The sequence below is a fragment of the Pseudomonas sp. SC3(2021) genome (assembly GCF_019856535.1).
GTDB lineage: Bacteria > Pseudomonadota > Gammaproteobacteria > Pseudomonadales > Pseudomonadaceae > Aquipseudomonas > Aquipseudomonas monsensis.
The window spans coordinates 1773250-1792230 of the sequence record NZ_CP082236.1 but is presented as its reverse complement, the minus strand read 5'-3'; the positions used below and the strand labels follow the sequence as shown (position 1 = coordinate 1792230).

Below are 18981 nucleotides of genomic sequence, written 5' to 3'. Positions count from 1 at the left end.
CCTAGCATTCGCAGCGTTCCGGCACAGACCGGGTCCATATCGAGATGATTTCTATCATGTCCTCCGCTGCATCTTTCCGCACAGAAAACGACCTGCTTGGCGCCCTCGAAGTACCGGCTCAAGCGTATTACGGCATCCAGACCCTGCGAGCGGTGAACAACTTCCGTCTCTCCGGCGTTCCGATTTCGCATTACCCGAAACTGGTTGTCGGTCTGGCGATGGTCAAACAGGCCGCCGCTGACGCCAACCGCGAGTTGGGTCACCTGAGCGAAGCCAAGCACGCTGCCATCAGCGAAGCCTGTGCCCGATTGATCCGCGGTGATTTCCACGAAGAGTTCGTGGTCGACATGATTCAAGGTGGCGCCGGTACCTCCACCAACATGAACGCCAACGAAGTGATCGCCAACATTGCGCTCGAAGCAATGGGTCACCAGAAAGGCGAGTACCAGTACCTGCACCCGAACGACGACGTCAACATGGCGCAGTCGACCAACGACGCTTACCCGACCGCAATACGTCTGGGCCTGCTGCTGGGTCACGACACCCTGCTGGCCAGCCTCGACAGCCTGATCCAGGCGTTCGCGGCCAAGGGCAAAGAGTTCGATCACGTCCTGAAAATGGGCCGTACCCAGCTGCAAGACGCCGTGCCGATGACCCTCGGCCAGGAATTCCGTGCCTTCGCCACCACCATGGGTGAAGACCTGGCCCGTCTGAAGACGCTGGCCCCGGAACTGCTGACTGAAGTGAACCTGGGCGGCACCGCGATCGGTACCGGCATCAACGCCGACCCGCGTTATCAAGCGCTGGCGGTACAGCGTCTGGCCCTGATCAGCGGTCAACCGGTGGTACCGGCGGCCGACCTGATCGAAGCGACTTCCGACATGGGCGCCTTCGTGCTGTTCTCCGGCATGCTCAAGCGCACTGCGGTCAAGCTGTCGAAGATCTGCAACGACCTGCGCCTGCTGTCCAGCGGCCCGCGCACCGGCATCAACGAAATCAACCTGCCAGCGCGTCAGCCAGGCAGCTCGATCATGCCCGGCAAGGTCAACCCGGTGATTCCGGAAGCCGTTAACCAGGTGGCCTTCCAGGTCATCGGTAACGATCTGGCGCTGACCATGGCAGCCGAAGGCGGCCAACTGCAGCTGAACGTGATGGAGCCTTTGATCGCTTTCAAGATCTTCGACTCGATCCGCCTGCTGCAACGCGCCATGGACATGCTGCGCGAGCACTGCATCGTCGGCATCACCGCCAACGAAGCCCGCTGCCGCGAACTGGTCGAGCACTCGATCGGTCTGGTCACCGCGCTGAACCCGTACATCGGCTACAAAAACGCCACCCGCATCGCCCGTATCGCCCTTGAAAGCGGCCGCGGCGTGCTGGAACTGGTGCGCGAAGAAGGTCTGCTCGACGAAGCCAGTCTCGCCGACATCCTGCGCCCGGAAAACATGATTGCTCCGCGTCTGGTTCCGCTCAAAGCCTGAGCCGACGCGTTACGTGTAGCACCGCTCACCAGGTCGAGGGACTAGACACCTCTCACCTTTTGAGGGCTTGGGGATTTGTCTCCAAGCCCTTTTTTTTAACTGTTGGAAAGGACAAATGTCTTCTGTAGGAGTGAGCCTGCTCGCGATGAACGATTACGCGGTGAGCCTGCAAAACCGCAGCGTCTGCATCGCGAGCAGGCTCACGCCTACAAAAGCCCGGCGCCGGTAACGCCGGGTGTTTCAAAGCTTCGTTTCGTCGCTTGCACCACAACCGTGCAGACGGGCGCCGCACTGATCGGTATAGTGCCGCCCCTCTTCGCGTGAGCGGTCGTCGGTAACGAGGCCATAACCCATGCGAAACCCGAACTAATAACAAACCCGCGAAATAGCTCCGGGACGAAACCATCGCCTCTCCTGTCGTGCCGCGTGCACACCGGCGTAACACGATGTTTCCGACCGTCCAGCATTTGCTCACACAAAAAACAGCGAGGAAAAATCCATGCTCGAAGTCATTAACGACTTCCTCTCAGGGAAAGTACTGATCGTGCTCATTGTCGGGCTCGGTAGTTACTTCACGATTCGCTCGCGTTTCGTTCAACTGCGGCACTTCTTCCACATGTTCGCGGTGTTCCGCGACAGCCTGAAAAGCAGCGGCGGGCAACTCAGCTCGTTCCAGGCCCTGATGCTCAGCCTTGCCGGCCGTGTCGGTGCAGGCAACATCGCCGGTGTCGGCATCGCCGTGACCCTCGGTGGTCCGGGTGCGGTGTTCTGGATGTGGGTGACCGCACTGGTCGGCATGTCCAGCAGCTTCTTCGAATGCACCCTGGCTCAGGTGTACAAGCGCGCCGATGGCGACGGCCTGTACCGCGGCGGCCCGGCCTACTACATCCAGCATGGCCTCAAGCTGAAAGGCATGGCGGTAGTGTTCTCGATCCTGCTACTGGTCACCTACGGCTTCGCCTTCATTGGCCTGCAGTCCTACACCGTGACCCATTCGCTGCAGAACGCCTTTGCCTTCGACCCACGCCAAACCGGTATCGTCCTGGCGGTGCTGCTGGCCATCACCTTCATCGGCGGCATCAAGCGTATCGCCGCAGTGTCTGACCTGCTGGTACCGGTCAAGACCCTGGCCTACATCGGCGTGACCCTGTACGTGATCGGCACCCAGATCGAACACGTACCAGCCATGCTGGAAACCATCTTCAAGAGCGCCTTCGGTCTCGACCCGGCCTTCGGCGGCCTGCTGGGCAGCGCCATCGTCATGGGCGTGAAGCGTGGCGTGTTCGCCAACGAAGCGGGCCTGGGCAGTGCGCCGAACGTCGCCGCAGTGGCCTCCGTCAAGCACCCGGGCGCTCAGGGCGTGGTTCAGGCCTTCAGCGTGTTCCTCGACACTTTCGTGATCTGCACCTGCACCGCGCTGCTGATCCTGTTGTCGGGCTTCTACACCCCGGGCTTCGAAGGTGACGGCATCGTCCTGACCCAGAACTCGCTGGCCGCCGTGGTCGGTGACTGGGGCCGCATCTTCGTCAGCGTCGCGCTGTCGCTGTTCGTCTTCACCTGCATCCTCTACAACTACTACCTGGGCGAGAACAGCCTGCAGTTCCTTACCCGCAACCGCGCCGCACTGATGATTTTCCGCGGTCTGGTCCTGGCGCTGGTGGTATGGGGTTCGATGCAGGACCTGTCGACCGTGTTCGCCTTCGCCGACATCACCATGACCTGCCTGGCCTTCGTCAACCTGATGGCCCTGGCCATGCTGTTCAAGGTCGGCATGCGCGTGATGCGCGACTACGACGAGCAGCGCCGCGCCGGCGTCAAGCAGCCCGTGTTCGACTCCAGCAAATTTGCCGATCTGGATCTGGACCTGAAAGCCTGGCCGACCGACGCGCCAGCCGCCGGCAAGACCGACGTCGAGCCGCAAGGCGTGCCTGCAGCGCAACGCTGACAGGTGAATGACGGGCGCATCCCCTGCGCCCGTCAGTTATTGTGATGCAATAACTTGTAGGCGCGAGCCTGCTCGCGATAGCGGTTGATCAGTCAACATTAATGTTGAATGGGATGCCCCCTTCGCGAGCCGGCTCGCTCCCACAAGGACCTCATCCTTTCGGAGAATCCCCATGAATTCGTCGACCTACCCCGCCGCTCAACACGTCATGGTGCTCTACACCGGCGGCACCATCGGCATGCAGGCCAGTGCCAACGGCCTGGCTCCGGCGTCCGGTTTCGAAGCCCGCATGCGCGACTACCTGCACAGCCAACCCGAGCTGGTGGTGCCGCAGTGGCGCTTCCGGGAAATGTCGCCGCTGATCGACAGCGCCAACATGACCCCGGCCTATTGGCAGCAACTGCGTGAAGCGGTGGTCGATGCCGTGGACGTGCAAGGCTGCGACAGCGTGCTGATCCTGCACGGCACCGACACCCTGGCCTACAGCGCCGCCGCGATGAGTTTCCAGTTGCTCGGCCTCCACGCACGCGTGTGCTTCACCGGCTCCATGCTGCCGGCGGGCGTCACTGACAGCGACGCCTGGGAAAACCTCAGTGGCGCGCTGGTCGCCCTCGGCCAGGGCCTGGCGCCAGGCGTGCACCTGTACTTCCACGGCGAACTGCTGGCCCCGACCCGCTGCGCGAAAGTACGCAGCTTCGGCCGGCATCCGTTCAAGCGCCTGGAACGTCAGGGTGGCGGCGTGAAAGCTACGGCGATCCCCGCAGCGCTGAACTACAACCAGCCCAGACAACTGGCGAATGTCGCGGTGCTGCCGCTGTTCCCCGGCATCAGCGCCGGGATTGTCGACGGCCTGCTCGACGGCGGCATCCAGGGCCTGGTGCTGGAGTGCTACGGCAGCGGCACCGGTCCGAGCGACAACGCCGAGTTCCTCGCCAGCCTCGGCCGTGCGCGGGATAACGGTGTGGTGGTGGTCGCGGTCACGCAGTGCCATGAAGGCGGCGTCGAGCTGGACGTTTACGAGGCCGGCAGCCGCTTGCGTGGCGTGGGCGTGTTGTCCGGTGGCGGCATGACCCGCGAGGCGGCGTTCGGCAAGTTGCAGGCGCTGCTCGGTGCCGGTCTGGAAACGGCTGAAGTGCGGCGTCTGATCGAACTCGACCTGTGTGGCGAACTGATCTGACACAACGCAATACCCTGTAGGAGTGAGCCTGCTCGCGATAGCGGTCTGTCAGTAAACCCTGGGGCAACCGACAGACCGCTATCGCGAGCAGGCTCACTCCTGCATTTTGATCGTTGTCCGGCATGCAACTTGCTGCGCTCCAGCCATCCCCAAGGCTGGAAGATCCTATGCTGCACTCCCACCTCACCACCCTCAACGCCGTCTCGCTGGTGCTCAACACCTTCAAGGATCAGGGCCTGTCCAGTGACGCCCTGCTCACGGGCAGCGGCATCAGTGCGGCGGATCTGGCCCGCGCCGACACGCGCATCACCACCAATCAGGAAATGCAGGTCTGCGCCAACGCCGTGGCCCTCAAGCATGACATCGGCCTCGAACTGGGCCGGCGCATGCACGTGTCCTGCTACGGCATCCTCGGTTACGCACTGCTGACCTGTGCCACCTTCGGTGACGCTTTGCGTCTGGCGATCCGTTATCCGGCGCTGCTGGGAACACTTTTTGAACTGAGTCTGGAAGAGGATGGCGAGCGGGTCTGGTTCGTCGCCGCCGATTATCGCGAGAGCCCGGCGATGGCGGTGTTCAATGCCGAGTTCTGCCTGGTGTCGCTGAAGGTGATTTGCGACGACCTGCTCGGACATCCACTACCGCTGCTGGCCACGCGATTCGAGCATGATGCGCCGGACTATCGCGACAGTTATGCCGAACACTTCGCCAGTGCGCTGCACTTCGCTGCCAAGGACAACGCCTTTGCGTTCGACCGCCGCTGGCTCGAGCAACCACTGCCGCTGGCCGACGTCATCACCCATCAGGCGATGGCTGAACGTTGCCGCAAGCAGAACCTTGAATTCACCGGGCGTCAGGCGTGGCTGGGGCGCATCCGCCACTTGCTCAGCACCCAGCTGAATGCCGCGCCGGGACTGGAAGGCCTGGCCCACCAGATGAAGTGTTCGCCACGCACCCTGCGCCGCCACCTCAAGGACATGGGCAGCAGTTATCAGGAGTTGCTGGATGAGCTGCGTTTCGAGCGCGCCAAGCAGATGTTGTGTGAGGATCAGTTGCCGATCTACCGCATCGCCGAGACGCTGGGTTTCAGCGAGACCGCCAGTTTCCGCCATGCGTTCGTGCGCTGGAGCGGTGTCGCGCCCAGCCAGTTCAGACCCCACTGAGCCCCCCCTGCAGGCTCACTCCCACAAGGATGTTTTATTTCCTGCCCATGACAGGTGCAAACCTGCATCAGCAAGGGGCGAATTGCGGTCAGACCTTTTGGCCATAACGATCCCCTTTTGGCCTTTTCTGCCGTTCTCCGATTCGCCGCGCGCCGCAACACTGGAGGCCACCGAACCAGCCCTGCGGAGAACAACAAATGCTGACGATCTACTCGGACGATCACCACCTGCACCATGGTCGCTGTGAACTCATCGACGGCCAGCTCAAGCCATGCTTCGAAATGCCCTCGCGCGCTGACCACGTGTTGCAACGGGTGCAGAACCAGCACCTTGGCCCGGTCGAGGCGCCGAAGGACTTTGGCCTGGAGCCGATCGCACGCATCCACAGCCGCGATTACCTCGACTTCTTCAAAGGCGCATGGGAGCGCTGGACTGAATTCAACACCGACGGCGATCTGCTGCCCTACACCTGGCCGGCGCGCACGCTGCGGCAGATCAAACCGACCAGCCTGCACGGCCAGCTCGGCTATTACAGCTTCGATGGCGGCGCACCGATCACCGCGGGCACCTGGCAAGCAGCCTACAGCGCAGCACAAGTGGCGCTGACGGCCCAGGCGGAAATCCAGCGCGGTGCACGCAGTGCCTTCGCCCTGTGCCGTCCACCGGGACACCACGCTGCCAGCGACTTGATGGGCGGTTATTGCTACCTCAACAACGCGGCCATCGCCGCTCAGGCGTTCCTCGACCAGGGGCACAAAAAGGTCGCGATCCTCGACGTCGACTACCACCACGGTAACGGCACCCAGTCGATTTTCTATGAGCGCAGCGACGTGCTGTTCACTTCGATTCACGGCCACCCGGAAGCCGAGTTTCCGTTCTTCCTCGGCTACGACGATGAACGCGGCGAAGGCGCAGGTGTTGGCTTCAACTTCAATTACCCGCTGCCCGCCGGTTCCGGCTGGGACGTGTGGAGCGCGGCACTGGACCAGGCCTGCAACGAGATCGACCGCTACGGCGCCGACATCATTGTGGTCTCGCTGGGCGTCGATACCTTCAAGGACGACCCGATCTCGCAATTCAAACTCGACAGCCCGGATTACCTGGCGATGGGCAAACGCATCGCCGCCCTCGGCAAACCAACCCTGTTCGTCATGGAGGGCGGTTACGCGGTGGAAGAAATCGGCATCAACGCGGTGAACGTGCTGGAAGGGTTTGAACAATGAACCGACTCAAGCATTTCATCGCGCCAGCCCTGTGCACGGCGCTGCTGAGCAGCGCAGCCCACGCTGAAGAACGCACCTTGCGCGTCTACAACTGGTTCGACTACATCACGCCCAAGGCCCTGGAAGACTTCAAGACGCAGAACGCCCAGACCAAACTGGTCTACGACATCTTCGACACCAACGAAGCGCTGGAAGCCAAGCTGCTGACCGGTAACTCCGGCTACGACGTGGTGGTGCCGTCCAACGTGTTCCTCGCCAAGCAGATCGAGGCCGGCGTATTCCAGCCGCTGGATCGCAGCAAACTGCCGAACTGGAATCACCTCGATCCGAAATTGATGAAGCTGATCGAAGCCAACGATCCGGGCAATAAGTTTGCCGTGCCTTACATGTACGGCACCATCCTGATCGGCTTCAACCCGGCCAAGGTCAAAGCTGCGCTGGGCGACAACGCGCCGGTGGACAGCTGGGACCTGATTTTCAAGGAAGACAACATCAGCAAACTCAAGCAGTGCGGCGTCGCCCTGCTCGACTCGCCGTCGGAGATTCTGCCGCTGGCCCTGCAACACCTGGGTCTTGATCCGAACAGCAAGAACCCGGCCGACTATGCAAAAGCCGAAGCCTTGCTGATGAAGATCCGGCCCTACGTGACCTACTTCCACTCGTCCAAGTACATGGCCGATATCGCCAACGGTGACATCTGCGTCGCCGTCGGTTATTCCGGCAGCTTCTCGCAAGCGGCCAACCGGGCGAAGGAAGCGAAGAACGGCGTGGTGGTCGACATGCGCCTGCCGAAGGAAGGTGCACCGATCTGGTTCGACATGCTCGCCATTCCCAAGGGAGCGAAGAACACCGAGGACGCCTACACCTTCATCAACTACCTGTTGCAGCCGCAAGTGATTGCGCCGGTCAGCGATTTTGTCGGTTACCCGAACCCGAACAAGGACGCCACCGAACAGGTCGATCCGGCCATTCGCAACAACCCCAATCTGTACCCGACCGACGCCGCCATGAACACGCTGTACACCCTGCAACCACTGCCGCGCGACGCCGAACGGGCACGCACCCGGGCATGGACGAAGATCAAGTCCGGCACCTGACACAACGTTGCTGACGGAGACCCGCCCTTGCGGGTCTTTTTTTTGCCCGCAAGCTTTATGTACCGCACACCGTTGCGACGGGCCTTTTATCTTGCGCTGACTCGCCGCCCATGCCGGGCGCCCCAAACAGAGCAGGACTTGCCCATGACCGAACCCTCCTTACCCAGCGCCGTTGAAGTGATAACGCAACTGGTGACCGGCCCGTCGCCGTGCGAAGTTGCGACCCGGGCGTTGCAACCCGCGCTGAAAGCACTGTACCCGACGCTGGACATCGACCCGCAACTGGCGATGGTGGTGACCCCCTCCTGGCTCATCGCCGACGACCAGGTGATCGCGGGCGCCAGTCACAGCGAATCGCTCACCGATGTGCTGGTACGGCTCGGCCTGTCCGGAACCACGGTGACGTATCTCGAGGGCGAGCACTTTCTCACCTTGCAGCCTGGCGTCCCCGTGTCACTCCAGTTGCCGGTAAAGATCGATGCCATCGGCGCCCTGCTCAACGAACTGGCCCCGCTGCTGTTCATCGCCTACAAAGAACAACAGGTCGAATACTGGGACGAATTCACCAGCCCCGGACAGCCGCGCTGGCTGCAATTGTCGGATGCCTTGCGCAACCTGTGGAACGTCGACGCCAGCCTTGGCTGGGATGCCGACCTGCAGGCCATGGCGCACAGGGTTTTCCAGCAGCCGGACAAACGCCAGCGGCTGCCCGGCGATCCCTACAAGACACGCACCTGCCTGATCGACCTCGACTACAGTGCCGAGGCTGAGCGCGGGTACATGGCCCGGCTCGACACAGCCGTGTTGATCGGTACCGCGGCAGAACGCAGCCTGATCATCAGCTACTCGGTGATCAATGGATTTCAGCGCTTCGATTCGCTGGATGAGTTCGCCGACACCCTGCCGCGCCGTTTCGGGCGCAACAGCACCAGTGCCGAGCTCAAGTGGCGGCTGTTCGAGCCCGACGGCAATTTTTTCGATCATCAGGCCTGCAGCCTGATTGCGCTGGAGGCCGATGCGCTGGGGCAGATCAACTTCTTCGATGGCTCGACCGAATACAACCTCTACCCACACGCCGGTACTGCGGGCAATCATCAGCAACCCACGCCACGCCTCAAACCGCATATGGAACGCCTGCAACCGTTGTTGCCCTCGTGGCTGAACACCGCATCCCCCGCCGATCAGTCCAGCTACAGCCGGCATCTGCTGGACCTGACCACGGTGCAGCATGCCAACAATGGCAAAACCTTTCAGAGTGAAGTGGACAGCCTGCAGACCTTCACCCGCGATGCCCTGAGCCGGGCAATGCTCAAGGACCATCCCACAGCGGCTGATGTGAGCATTGATGACATCCAGGTCAGCATCACCAGCGTGGTGGTCTGGGGCACATTCGTTCTGCCGGGCAATACGCAGACCCGGACCCTGTCGCTCCTCGAACTGGCCCTGCAGAACCTGGCGGGCCTGCCATTGGGCAACAAGACCGTGAGCGCCAGGGACGGCAGCGCATTGCCGGCGTGGATGAGCGTGGCTTACCTGGAAAACCTGGTCAGCACCGTCGACATCGGCAGGACCTACCCGGCGTACCTGAAAGCGCGGCTGGTCGATGACATTGCGCAGGCGCATACCCTGCAAGCGCTCTACACCCGCCAGCTGTGCATCGAACTGCCGCTGCTGGCGTTGCAAAACAAAATTCTTGGCAAGGCCGGTATCGACGAGCAGGGTTACCGCTATGTACTCGCCGCCCTCGGCAGCACTGCCGGCGAGCGTCGGGTCGATGGACTGGACATTGTCATCCGGCCATTGGCATTCGTTGCCCACCGCAGCAGTTCAAGGGCGGACACCGTGCAGAACATGTTCGTCATCGGCCCGCGCGTGGCCGGTTCAGGCCCCTGCGTGTTGTATCGGCCATTGTTTGAAACGGCACTGCTCCAATACCCCGGCCACGCCAACCTGTTGTATGCGATCCAGCATTCGCAACATCTGCGCGAGTCGGTGCTGGCCTGGCTGCCGGACGATGTACGGTTCAATTACAGCCAGTTTGTGTTCACCGCCAGACTGCCTTCGGTGTGGACAATTCCGCAGTTGCTGGTCAATCCGGTGACGCCCCTGGACATGTCACGCCCCGTCGAACTGGGCACCACGCTTATCGAAAACGATGCACTGGAGACCCTGTACGCCAGTAACGTCCAGGCGCTTATCACCCAGGCGGATCGTCAGTCGGTCTCCGACGCAGAAGCACGCTGGGCCACGCTCAAGCAGGGTGGCTGGATGCTGTTCAATGCGGCGCTGCCGTTTCTTGGGCGCAGTGTCGGAACGGCAGCATGGATCTGGCAAATCATGGACGACCTGCAGGAAGTCAGCGACGTCGCCAATCAAGCATCCGGCGAGGTCGCCTGGTCGGCACTGGCCGATATTCTCCTCGCGCTGGGGATGGTGCTGGCCCATCGCGCGGCGGTCGGCGACAAGCCCCAGACGCAATCTATCAGCGCACCGGAAGAACCCACGCAAGTCCCGAAACCCGTCCCGCAAGCGCTCAAACCGCAGCGTTTGCCGGATGTGATTGACGACGATCCTCTGCCCCCCCGTGAGACTTCACTCAACACCCCTGCGGCTTTGAAACGCTCACCGACAGCGCTGGCATCCTTGCTCGACCGTTTCAAAGTCACCCGGCCCGAAGACCTCGGCACGCCCCACAGCTCAGGGCCATACAGATCGCTGTATGCCCACGGTACGAAATGGTACGCGCCCGTCGGCCAGCGCTGGTTTGAAGTGCAGATCAACGACAACGAAGACATTCAGTTGATCGACTCGCGCCAGCAACCACCTCGCGCCGGTCCGGTGCTGGCCCGCACCGTCAATGGCCAATGGATCATCGACCTGCGCTTGCGCCTGCGCGGTGGCGGCCTGAGCAGGCGCCAGCGAGAAGCCCGGGAAAGACGGCAGGCGCAAGCCAAGGCACTGAACACGGAAATCGAAGCGTTCGACCTGACCATGCCGGACAAACGTACCCGTCTCCTGGCCGCGCGCGCCGCGCTGCAAGAAGCATTGCCTGAGGCCCGTGAGGGGCAACGCCAGCCATACCTTGATGTCCTCGACGCGCAAAGTCGGGAGTACGGGGCCATGATCGAGAAGCTCAAGGCCCTGGAGCTGATAGAGCCCGAGCCGGCCTTTCGCGGGCTGATGATTCAACGTCTGGAAATGCAGATATTCCTGATACTGGAGTGGCTCAACGAACACTCCGCGACCTATCAAGTCAGCGTCAAGTCAACGATGGACATGATGGCCGCCAACCCCGACACCGAATCTTCGGCGTTTATCCTGGCCTGCGAACGCATGACCGGACAGACCCAAGGCATCATCGAGAAAATGGAAGCGGTCGAGTCGCGGCTCGAAGAATTGCAACGGCTCGGCAAAGAGGGTGTCGAGCGGGTCAGCAAATATCGCAAGGGCGTGCCCGATTACAATCTGGACAACATGAAGTTGTTGCAGATCAGTCTCGGCCAGGAAATCTGCGTCCGACCCGGCACGTCAGCGATTCACGCCGACGCCCGGCAGATGCTCGAAGCCCTGATCGAAGACGCCGCCCTGAATATTCAGAGTTCACTGAATCTGACCAGCGACGAAAGCCTGACCAACCTGCGCGAGCGGACCGAAACCCTGAGCAATCTTTCCGAGCAATTTGCTTCGGTCGATCAGCGCTTCGTCGATTTTGCCGCCGAATTCCCTGAGCAGCTCGACAACGACCGGCTGAACCACGTGCGTGCGCGCACGCTTGAGTTCAAGGTGCGCACGGACGAACGACTGGCCGACCTGCTGCGCAACAAACATTTGCTGGAGCCAATACCTGACCCGTCGAAACCGACGGTCTCATGGAGCCGCAAGATCATCAAAACCAGATTCAAGGGCACCCTCGTCGGCGAACCGGTGACCAGCACAGAGGCAGATTCCGCTCACCTGGTGGCAGTACGAGGCGAGCTGACGGGGGTCATCGCGACCTTCCATGAGAAATCCCCCGGCGAGTGGGTCGAACACCTTTCGCCGAAACCGACGCCAGCCAGAACCACGCCCAATCTTGCGAAAAGCGTCGAGGCCGGTCAGGCCCTGATCGACGGACTGGCGCTGTTCCGGCGACGTACCGAGGCGCTCATCAATCGGGCGCAACGCATTCCGGTGGAGATCGAAGAAATCTACCATCAGCACGCCGCCCGTTTACGCAATGCCGGCGAAGCGATCGACGAGGCGCTGACGGCCAGCAATCAGACCGTCGACTCAAAGCGGCCGACGCAAGCCCTCGGTCACGCCCTGAGCGAAGCCGCGACAGCCCTGTACGCAAAGGGTACGAATGCGCGTATTCAGATGATCAAACAACAACCGCCGACCGCGGCCCGCGTGGAATGGCTCCGGCACAAAAACGAAGTGAAGATCACGCAAACCGTCAAACGCCGCCGGCTCAAAGGGCGAGCCAAAGACTTTCTGGATGAATATGAAGTGCGCGATGCAAAAGCCGGCAAGGTGTTGTGGTACGCGCATTTCCATTACGCGAAAGGCGCTGACGCGGTTGGCCGCTTCACCGCGGCACACATGAAAACCGTCCGGCAACGACGGCTGGGAGGCGCGTTCTATCGGCAAGGCAACAGCACTCAGGACCTGATCGCAATCTACCGCAGCGAAATCAGCAACCCGCTGGCGCAAAGCCTGTTTTTCACCCCAGCCACGCCTGGCGCAGGCGCATCAGTGCCGCTCTGATGGCCGGCTCCGGAACGGCGGCGAAGCCCAGCACCAGACCGGCGCGGCGATCGGCTGGCGTCGTCGAGTCGGGCAACCAATAGCTGCTCAAACCGTTGATCTCCACATCCGCGCGTGCCGCCTGCTCGACCAACTGCTGCTCGCGCGCGATGCTCTCCACCGCCACCGTCAGGTGCAGCCCGGCCGAGACCGCCGGCAGCGCACCCACCCCGGGAATGCCCGACGGCCAGCCATTGAGCAGCGTATTGCGGCGGTTGAGCGCGGCGCGGCGCATGCGCCGGATGTGTCGCTGGAAATGCCCGGCGGCCATGAATTCGGCCATCACCGCTTGAGTACTCACCTCGGAATGCCGGACATCCACCGCCCGGCGTTGCGAGAACGCGTCCACCAGCCCGGGAGGCAAGACCAGATAACCAAGGCGCAACGCCGGAAATGCGACTTTGCCAAAGGTACCGACGTACAACACGCGGCCCTGACGATCGAGTGCTGCCAAGGGCGCCAAAGGCGCGCCGGTGTAACGGTACTCGCCGTCATAGTCATCCTCGACGATCCAGCCCTGGTTGCGTTCGGCCCACGCCAGCAACTCCAGACGCCTCGCCAGGCTCATCACTACGCCGGTCGGGTATTGATGGGAGGGCGTCACGTAAGCCACGCGACAATCGCTGAGCCCGGCCATCGCCGCACAGTCGATGCCCTCACTGTCCACCGCCACGCCATGCAATTGCGCCCCGGCCACAGCGAACGCATGACCCGCCGCGCGATAGCCGGGATTCTCGATCGCGACACCATCGCCCGGCTCTACCAGCAACTGTGCACAAAGACTGATGCCCTGCTGGGCGCCACTGGTGATCACAATTTGTTCAGCCGAACACTGCATGCCACGGGAGCTGCGCAAATAAGCGGCAATCATCCCGCGCAAACGCGCATCGCCGGCCGGGTCGCCGTAGCACAGCTGCTGAAGATCCGGTTTGCGCCAGAAAGCCGCGTTCAGCTTGGCCCAGACCTCGAAGGGAAACAGATCGAACGCCGGCACACCCACGCGAAATGCACGCGGCGGACCACTGGGCGGACGCGGTAAATGGTTCTTTTCGAGGCGCGAAAATGTCGCGCTGTGGATAACTTTACTGGATGAAACCACAGGCAAATCCAGCCAATTTGTGGATAAGGCTGTGGGTAAGCCTGTTGACAACCCTGTGGATACTTTTGTGGATAGTTTTTTTGCCGAGCTCAGCGACTGAGCCAGTTGCGCCACGTAGGTACCGTCGCCGACTCGTCCTTCAATAAAGCCTTCGGCATACAGCTGATCGTAGGCCCGCACCACACTGTTGCGGGAAATCCCCAGTGCTGACGCCAGATCCCGGCTCGCCGGCAAACGCGTGCCGCTGGCCAGCCGGCCATCGAGTACCCGCAGACGCAGGGCCTGGTAGAGCTGACGGCTCAAGCCCTGGCGGCGATCCAGCTCGATACCGGCAGGATTGAATGGCATGGACAGCGGCGGCGAAACGGACATGGCAATGGACCTGTGAAATTGGCCGGTAATGGCTCTTACAACAGTCCAATAGCCTGCCTACGATGCTGGCATTCGCCAAGGAAAATCTCGCCATGTACACGCCCAAAGCCTTTGCCATCGACGAGCTGTCGCAACTGCACGAACTGATCCTCGCCAGCCGCCTCGCCATCCTGGTGAGCCACGGCGCCAACGGCCTGCAAGCCAGCCATGTACCGGTGCTGCTGCATCGCGAACAGGGTGAGTTCGGTACGCTGTACGGACACCTGGCCAAAGCCAATCCCCAGTGGAAAGACCTGCGCGACGGTGCCGAGGCCATGCTGATCTTTGCCGGCGCAGATGCTTACGTGAGCCCGGGCTTCTACCCGAGCAAGGCCGAACACGGCAAAGTCGTGCCGACCTGGAATTATGTCGCCGTGCACGCCTACGGCCGCGCCGAAACCTTCAGCGACGGCGGACGCCTGCTCGACATCGTCAGCACCCTCACCGACCGCCATGAGGCTGGCCGCGCACAACCCTGGTCGGTGGCCGACGCGCCGGCCGATTACATCGACGGCATGCTCAAGGCCATCGTCGGTTTTGCCATTCCCGTCGACCGCCTCGAAGGCAAGCGCAAGCTCAGCCAGAACCGCAGCGCTGACGATATCGCCGGCGTGCGCGAAGGCCTGGCCGCCAGTCCCGAAGTCAACGACCAAACCCTCGCCCAACTGATGCGCTAAGGAAATCACCATGAGTCAGATCGAGATACGCCCCGTCACCGCTGGCGATCACGCCGCGTGGCTGCCGCTGTGGCAGGCTTACCTGAGGTTCTACAACACCGAACTGCCGGACACGGTGACGCAAAGCACCTGGCAGCGCTTTCTCGACCCGGGCGAACTCACCCACGCGGCATTGGCCTGGGCCGACGGCAAGGCGGTGGGCATGGTGCATTACATTTATCATCGTTCGAACTGGAGCATCGAAAACTCCTGCTACCTGCAGGACTTGCTGGTGGTGCCGCAAGTCCGCGGCACCGGCGTCGGTCGTCTGCTGATCGAACACGTCTACGCCACGGCCAAGGCCGACGGTTGCTGCAAAGTCCACTGGCTGACCCATGAAACCAACGCCACCGCGATCCAGCTCTACGAGCGCATCGCCGAACGCCCGGGCTTCATCCAGTTTCGCAAAGCCCTTTAAGGAGACGCACGCATGACCGCTTCACTCGCTGACTGGAAAGGCGTCCCCGCCCCCACCGCCACCCTGCTCGAGGGCCGCTTCATTCGCCTGGAAAGACTGGACCCGGCGCGCCACGGTGACCAACTGTTCGCCGCCCTCGAAGGCCCCGGTGCCGACCCCAAACTCTGGGATTATTTACCCTACGGCCCATTCCCGGAGCGCACAGCGTTCGACGCATGGCTGAACAACCACGCGGCCGCCAGCGATCCGTACTTCTTCAGCGTCGTTGATCGCGCCAGCAGTCAGGTGCAAGGCCTCCTCAGCCTGATGTCGATCGTCCCGGCCCAGGGCCGCATCGAAATCGGTCACGTCACCTTCGGTGCGCCGATGCAGCGCTCACCGAAAAGCACCGAGGCGGTTTTCCTGCTGGCCAAGTATTCCTTCGAGCTGGGTTATCGCCGCCTCGAATGGAAGTGCAACAACAGCAACGCCCGCTCCAGATACGCTGCCGAGCGCCTGGGCTTCAGCTTCGAAGGCGTGTTCCGCCAGCACATGGTGGTCAAGGGCCACAACCGCGACACCGCGTGGTATTCGATTCTGGATGGAGAGTGGCCGGCGATCGCGGCAGGGTTCGAGCAGTGGCTGGCGGATGAAAATCAGACGCCAGACGGGCAGGTAAAAGGCTTGGTGGAATGCCGTTCCTGATTGCTTGAAAACAAAAGATCGCAGCCCGCGACAGCGCCTGCAGGCGTGCATTTGAATCCCACGCAGGCTGCGATCTTTTGATCGGCTGTCAGCCCAGCTTTTGCGCAAGCACCGCAATGTGCTCCGGGCCGATCCCGCAGCAACCGCCCAAATGGCTGGCGCCACGCTGCTGCCAGTCAATCGCCCAGTGCAAGTAACCCGGTGGATCCAGGTCATCGCGCAACGGATCAAGTCCGTCATTGGCGGTTGCCTCTTTTGGCTGCGGCGGAAACGCATTGGCATACGCACCAATGTGAATCTTCACCCCCAGACGCTCGAAGGTGGCGCGCGCCGCATCAATCGCGGCACCGATCACTTCCGGCTGACTGCAATTGAACAACAACGTCTCGACGCCCAACTCAGCCGCCACCGCGGCCGCTTCGGCCACAGGCTCACCGGAACGCAGACGAGGCACTTCATCGGTGTCTTCATCCTGCAAGGTGAACGACAGCCAGAACGCTTTGCCGTCCTTCGGCAACCCCGCATGGATCGCTCGCGCCTCGGCCAGCGAACTCTGGGTTTCCGCCAGCCACAGATCCACGTGCGGTGCCAGGCCATTGACCAATGGCGCCAGCAACTCGGTCACTCGGTCGGCGTTGAACAGATCCGGCCGATACGAGCCAAACAGCGGTGGCAATGAGCCGGCCACCCGCACGGATTTCCCCGAGGCTTGCACCGCACGTTGCGCCAGCTCACCGGCCAACGCGGCCAGCGCCTGCCCTTCAGCGGCGAAGCGTTCTTCGCCAATATGGAACGGCACCACGGCGTAACTGTTGGTGGTAATCACATTGGCGCCACTGGCGATATAAGCGGCATGCACCGCTTCGACCGCTTGAGGCGCCTCGCTCAACGCCAGCGCCGACCACTCCGGCTGACGAAATGGCGCACCGGCGCGCTGCAACTCACGGCCCATGCCGCCATCGAGAATAATCGTGCTTGCTGCGCCCATATGCTTTTCACTCATATGCTTATGAAAATAACTCACTATCGGAGTCGTTCTTATAACTATTTAATACGCACCATCCGGTTAATAACAACCTCTTTTTTGCTCAGGGATCGACTGTGAAATTTCAACCGCTACTGGCCCTGGGCCTGACGATTCTGGCCGCCTCCACGCAAGCCGTTGGTGGCACAACGCTGGACCGTATCGAGCAAAAGAAAGAGCTGGTCGGCGTGCTGATGGAAAGCTATCCACCGTTCTCGTTCCTCAATGACCAGAACCAACTCGACGGCTTCGACGTGGATGTCGCCAAGGCTGTGGCGGAAAAACTGGGGGTCAAGTTGCGACTCGAAACGCCGTCCTGGGACGTCATTGCCGCCGGCCGCTGGAGCGGGCGCTACGATATCTGCATCTGCTCGATGACGCCGAGCAAGGCCCGCGCCGAAGTGTTCGATTTCCCCGTCGAGTACTACGCTTCGCCAGCGGTGATCGTGGTCAATGCCAAGGATGAGCGCATCCACGACGCCAAGGACCTGAGTGGCAAAAAGGTCGGCCTCACCAGCGCGTCCAGCTACGAAAGCTATCTGAACAAGAACCTGGTGATCGAAGGCGCCGAAGACACGCAGTTGCAGTACCCGTTCGACGATGTGCAGATCGCGCCGTACGACACCGATAACGTCGCCTTCCAGGACTTGGGGCTGGGCGCCGGCGTGCGCCTGGATGCGATTCTCACCAACCTCGTCACCGCACAGCCGCGCCTGAACCAAGACAAACGCTTCAAGCTGGCGGGTCCGGCGCTGTACTCGGAGCCGAATTCGGTGGCCATCGAAAAGGGTGACGCGCAATGGGATGCCAAAGTTCGCGAGGTCTTCGCGCAACTGAAACAGGACGGCACCCTGAGCCAACTGTCGCAAAAATGGATCGGCGCCGATATCAGCCAATGACTGCTTTCCCGACACCTCCACAGCCACCGCAACCGGTGGCTGAATCACGCCTGCAACGCATGTTCGGTTTCCGTACGCGGCTGTACCTGACCTGGGCAGCGCTGTTCTGCCTGTTCGCCGGGTTCTTCCTGAGCTTCGACCTGAAGTTCTCGATCATCCTCGACAAACTGCCCAATCTGGTCGGCCTGCACCTGGCGCCCAACGGTTTTCTGCAAGGGGCGGCGCTGACGCTGTTCCTCTGTCTGTGCTCGATCATCGCCTCGTCGCTGCTGGGCTTCATCACGGCACTGGCACGCCTGTCGAAAAGCGCCGTGGCGTTCGGCATCGCCAGTTTTTACACCTCGTTCTTTCGCGGCACGCCACTGCTCATCCAGATCCTGCTGATCTACCTGGGCTTGCCGCAACTGGGTATCGTGCCCGGCGCGATTGTGGCCGGCATCATCGCCTTGTCGCTGAACTACGGCGCCTATCTGAGCGAAATCTTCCGCGCCGGCATCCTCGGGGTCGATCACGGCCAGCGCGAAGCGTCGCTGGCATTGGGGATGCGCGAGACGGTGATTTTCTGGCGGATCACCCTGCCGCAAGCCATGCGCACGATCATTCCGCCCACGACCAACCAATTCATCTCGATGCTCAAGGACTCGTCACTGATTTCGGTGATGGGGGTCTGGGAAGTGATGTTTCTGGCGCAATCCTATGGGCGCTCAAGCTACCGCTACATCGAAATGCTGACGACCGCAGCGATCATTTACTGGCTGATGTCGATCGGGCTGGAGCTGATTCAGGCGCGGATGGAACGGCACTACGGCAAGGCTTACGTGCGTCGCAGCTAGGGCGATCGGAACATTGCGGGCAGCGT

General features: G+C 61.7%; 14 protein-coding genes. 12 read left to right on the top strand and 2 right to left on the bottom strand.

The window, feature by feature from the left end; all coding sequences use genetic code 11:
- The first annotated feature begins 56 nt into the window (after window positions 1-56).
- From aspA to K5Y35_RS07805, 7 genes are all read left to right on the top strand, one after another.
- Window positions 57-1481, top strand: a complete 1425-nt coding sequence (aspA, locus tag K5Y35_RS07835; protein WP_123454738.1) for an aspartate ammonia-lyase — start codon at window positions 57-59, stop codon at window positions 1479-1481.
- 499 nt (window positions 1482-1980) lie between these two features.
- Entirely contained in the window at window positions 1981-3426 is a 1446-nt protein-coding gene (locus K5Y35_RS07830; RefSeq protein WP_128613616.1) for an alanine/glycine:cation symporter family protein, read from the top strand.
- A gap of 172 nt (window positions 3427-3598) precedes the next feature.
- Window positions 3599-4603 carry an asparaginase gene (locus K5Y35_RS07825; protein WP_123469965.1) on the top strand — a complete coding sequence of 335 codons (1005 nt, stop codon included), beginning with the start codon at window positions 3599-3601 and terminating at the stop codon, window positions 4601-4603.
- A 167-nt stretch (window positions 4604-4770) separates the two neighbouring features.
- Window positions 4771-5766, top strand: a complete 996-nt coding sequence (locus tag K5Y35_RS07820) for an AraC family transcriptional regulator (protein WP_123469967.1) — start codon at window positions 4771-4773, stop codon at window positions 5764-5766.
- Between the two features lie 197 nt (window positions 5767-5963).
- Window positions 5964-6989: a histone deacetylase family protein gene (locus K5Y35_RS07815; protein WP_222834027.1), complete on the top strand. Its 1026-nt coding sequence runs from the start codon at window positions 5964-5966 to the stop codon at window positions 6987-6989.
- On the top strand, window positions 6986-8086 hold the full coding sequence (locus K5Y35_RS07810) for a polyamine ABC transporter substrate-binding protein (RefSeq protein ID WP_222834026.1): 1101 nt from the start codon (window positions 6986-6988) through the stop codon (window positions 8084-8086). The genes K5Y35_RS07815 and K5Y35_RS07810 overlap by 4 nt, the downstream gene beginning before the upstream one ends.
- A gap of 144 nt (window positions 8087-8230) precedes the next feature.
- On the top strand, window positions 8231-12832 hold the full coding sequence (locus K5Y35_RS07805) for a dermonecrotic toxin domain-containing protein (protein WP_222834025.1): 4602 nt from the start codon (window positions 8231-8233) through the stop codon (window positions 12830-12832).
- Here the strand turns inward: K5Y35_RS07805 and K5Y35_RS07800 are convergent.
- Window positions 12789-14342: a PLP-dependent aminotransferase family protein gene (locus K5Y35_RS07800; protein WP_222834024.1), complete on the bottom strand. Its 1554-nt coding sequence runs from the start codon at window positions 14340-14342 to the stop codon at window positions 12789-12791. The two genes, K5Y35_RS07805 and K5Y35_RS07800, sit on opposite strands and share 44 nt — an antisense overlap.
- A 92-nt stretch (window positions 14343-14434) precedes the next feature.
- On the opposite strand from K5Y35_RS07800, the gene K5Y35_RS07795 reads away from it, so the two are divergent.
- From K5Y35_RS07795 to K5Y35_RS07785, 3 genes are read left to right on the top strand one after another with little or no spacing between them, the layout of a single operon-like run.
- Entirely contained in the window at window positions 14435-15058 is a 624-nt protein-coding gene (locus tag K5Y35_RS07795; protein WP_222834023.1) for an FMN-binding negative transcriptional regulator, read from the top strand.
- Between the two features lie 10 nt (window positions 15059-15068).
- Window positions 15069-15515, top strand: a complete 447-nt coding sequence (locus K5Y35_RS07790; protein ID WP_123469978.1) for a GNAT family N-acetyltransferase — start codon at window positions 15069-15071, stop codon at window positions 15513-15515.
- 12 nt (window positions 15516-15527) lie between these two features.
- Window positions 15528-16199 carry a GNAT family N-acetyltransferase gene (locus K5Y35_RS07785; RefSeq protein ID WP_222834022.1) on the top strand — a complete coding sequence of 224 codons (672 nt, stop codon included), beginning with the start codon at window positions 15528-15530 and terminating at the stop codon, window positions 16197-16199.
- Between the two features lie 88 nt (window positions 16200-16287).
- On the opposite strand, the gene K5Y35_RS07780 is transcribed toward K5Y35_RS07785, so the two are convergent.
- The gene (locus K5Y35_RS07780) at window positions 16288-17187 is read right to left on the bottom strand and encodes a homocysteine S-methyltransferase family protein (RefSeq protein ID WP_128613608.1); all 900 of its coding nucleotides are present in this window, start codon (window positions 17185-17187) and stop codon (window positions 16288-16290) included.
- A 113-nt stretch (window positions 17188-17300) separates the two neighbouring features.
- On the opposite strand from K5Y35_RS07780, the gene K5Y35_RS07775 reads away from it, so the two are divergent.
- Together K5Y35_RS07775 and K5Y35_RS07770 are read left to right on the top strand one after the other, a co-directional pair.
- Window positions 17301-18122: an ABC transporter substrate-binding protein gene (locus tag K5Y35_RS07775; RefSeq protein ID WP_222834021.1), complete on the top strand. Its 822-nt coding sequence runs from the start codon at window positions 17301-17303 to the stop codon at window positions 18120-18122.
- On the top strand, window positions 18119-18955 hold the full coding sequence (locus K5Y35_RS07770; RefSeq protein WP_222834020.1) for an amino acid ABC transporter permease: 837 nt from the start codon (window positions 18119-18121) through the stop codon (window positions 18953-18955). The genes K5Y35_RS07775 and K5Y35_RS07770 overlap by 4 nt, the downstream gene beginning before the upstream one ends.
- The last annotated feature ends 26 nt before the right edge of the window (window positions 18956-18981 follow it).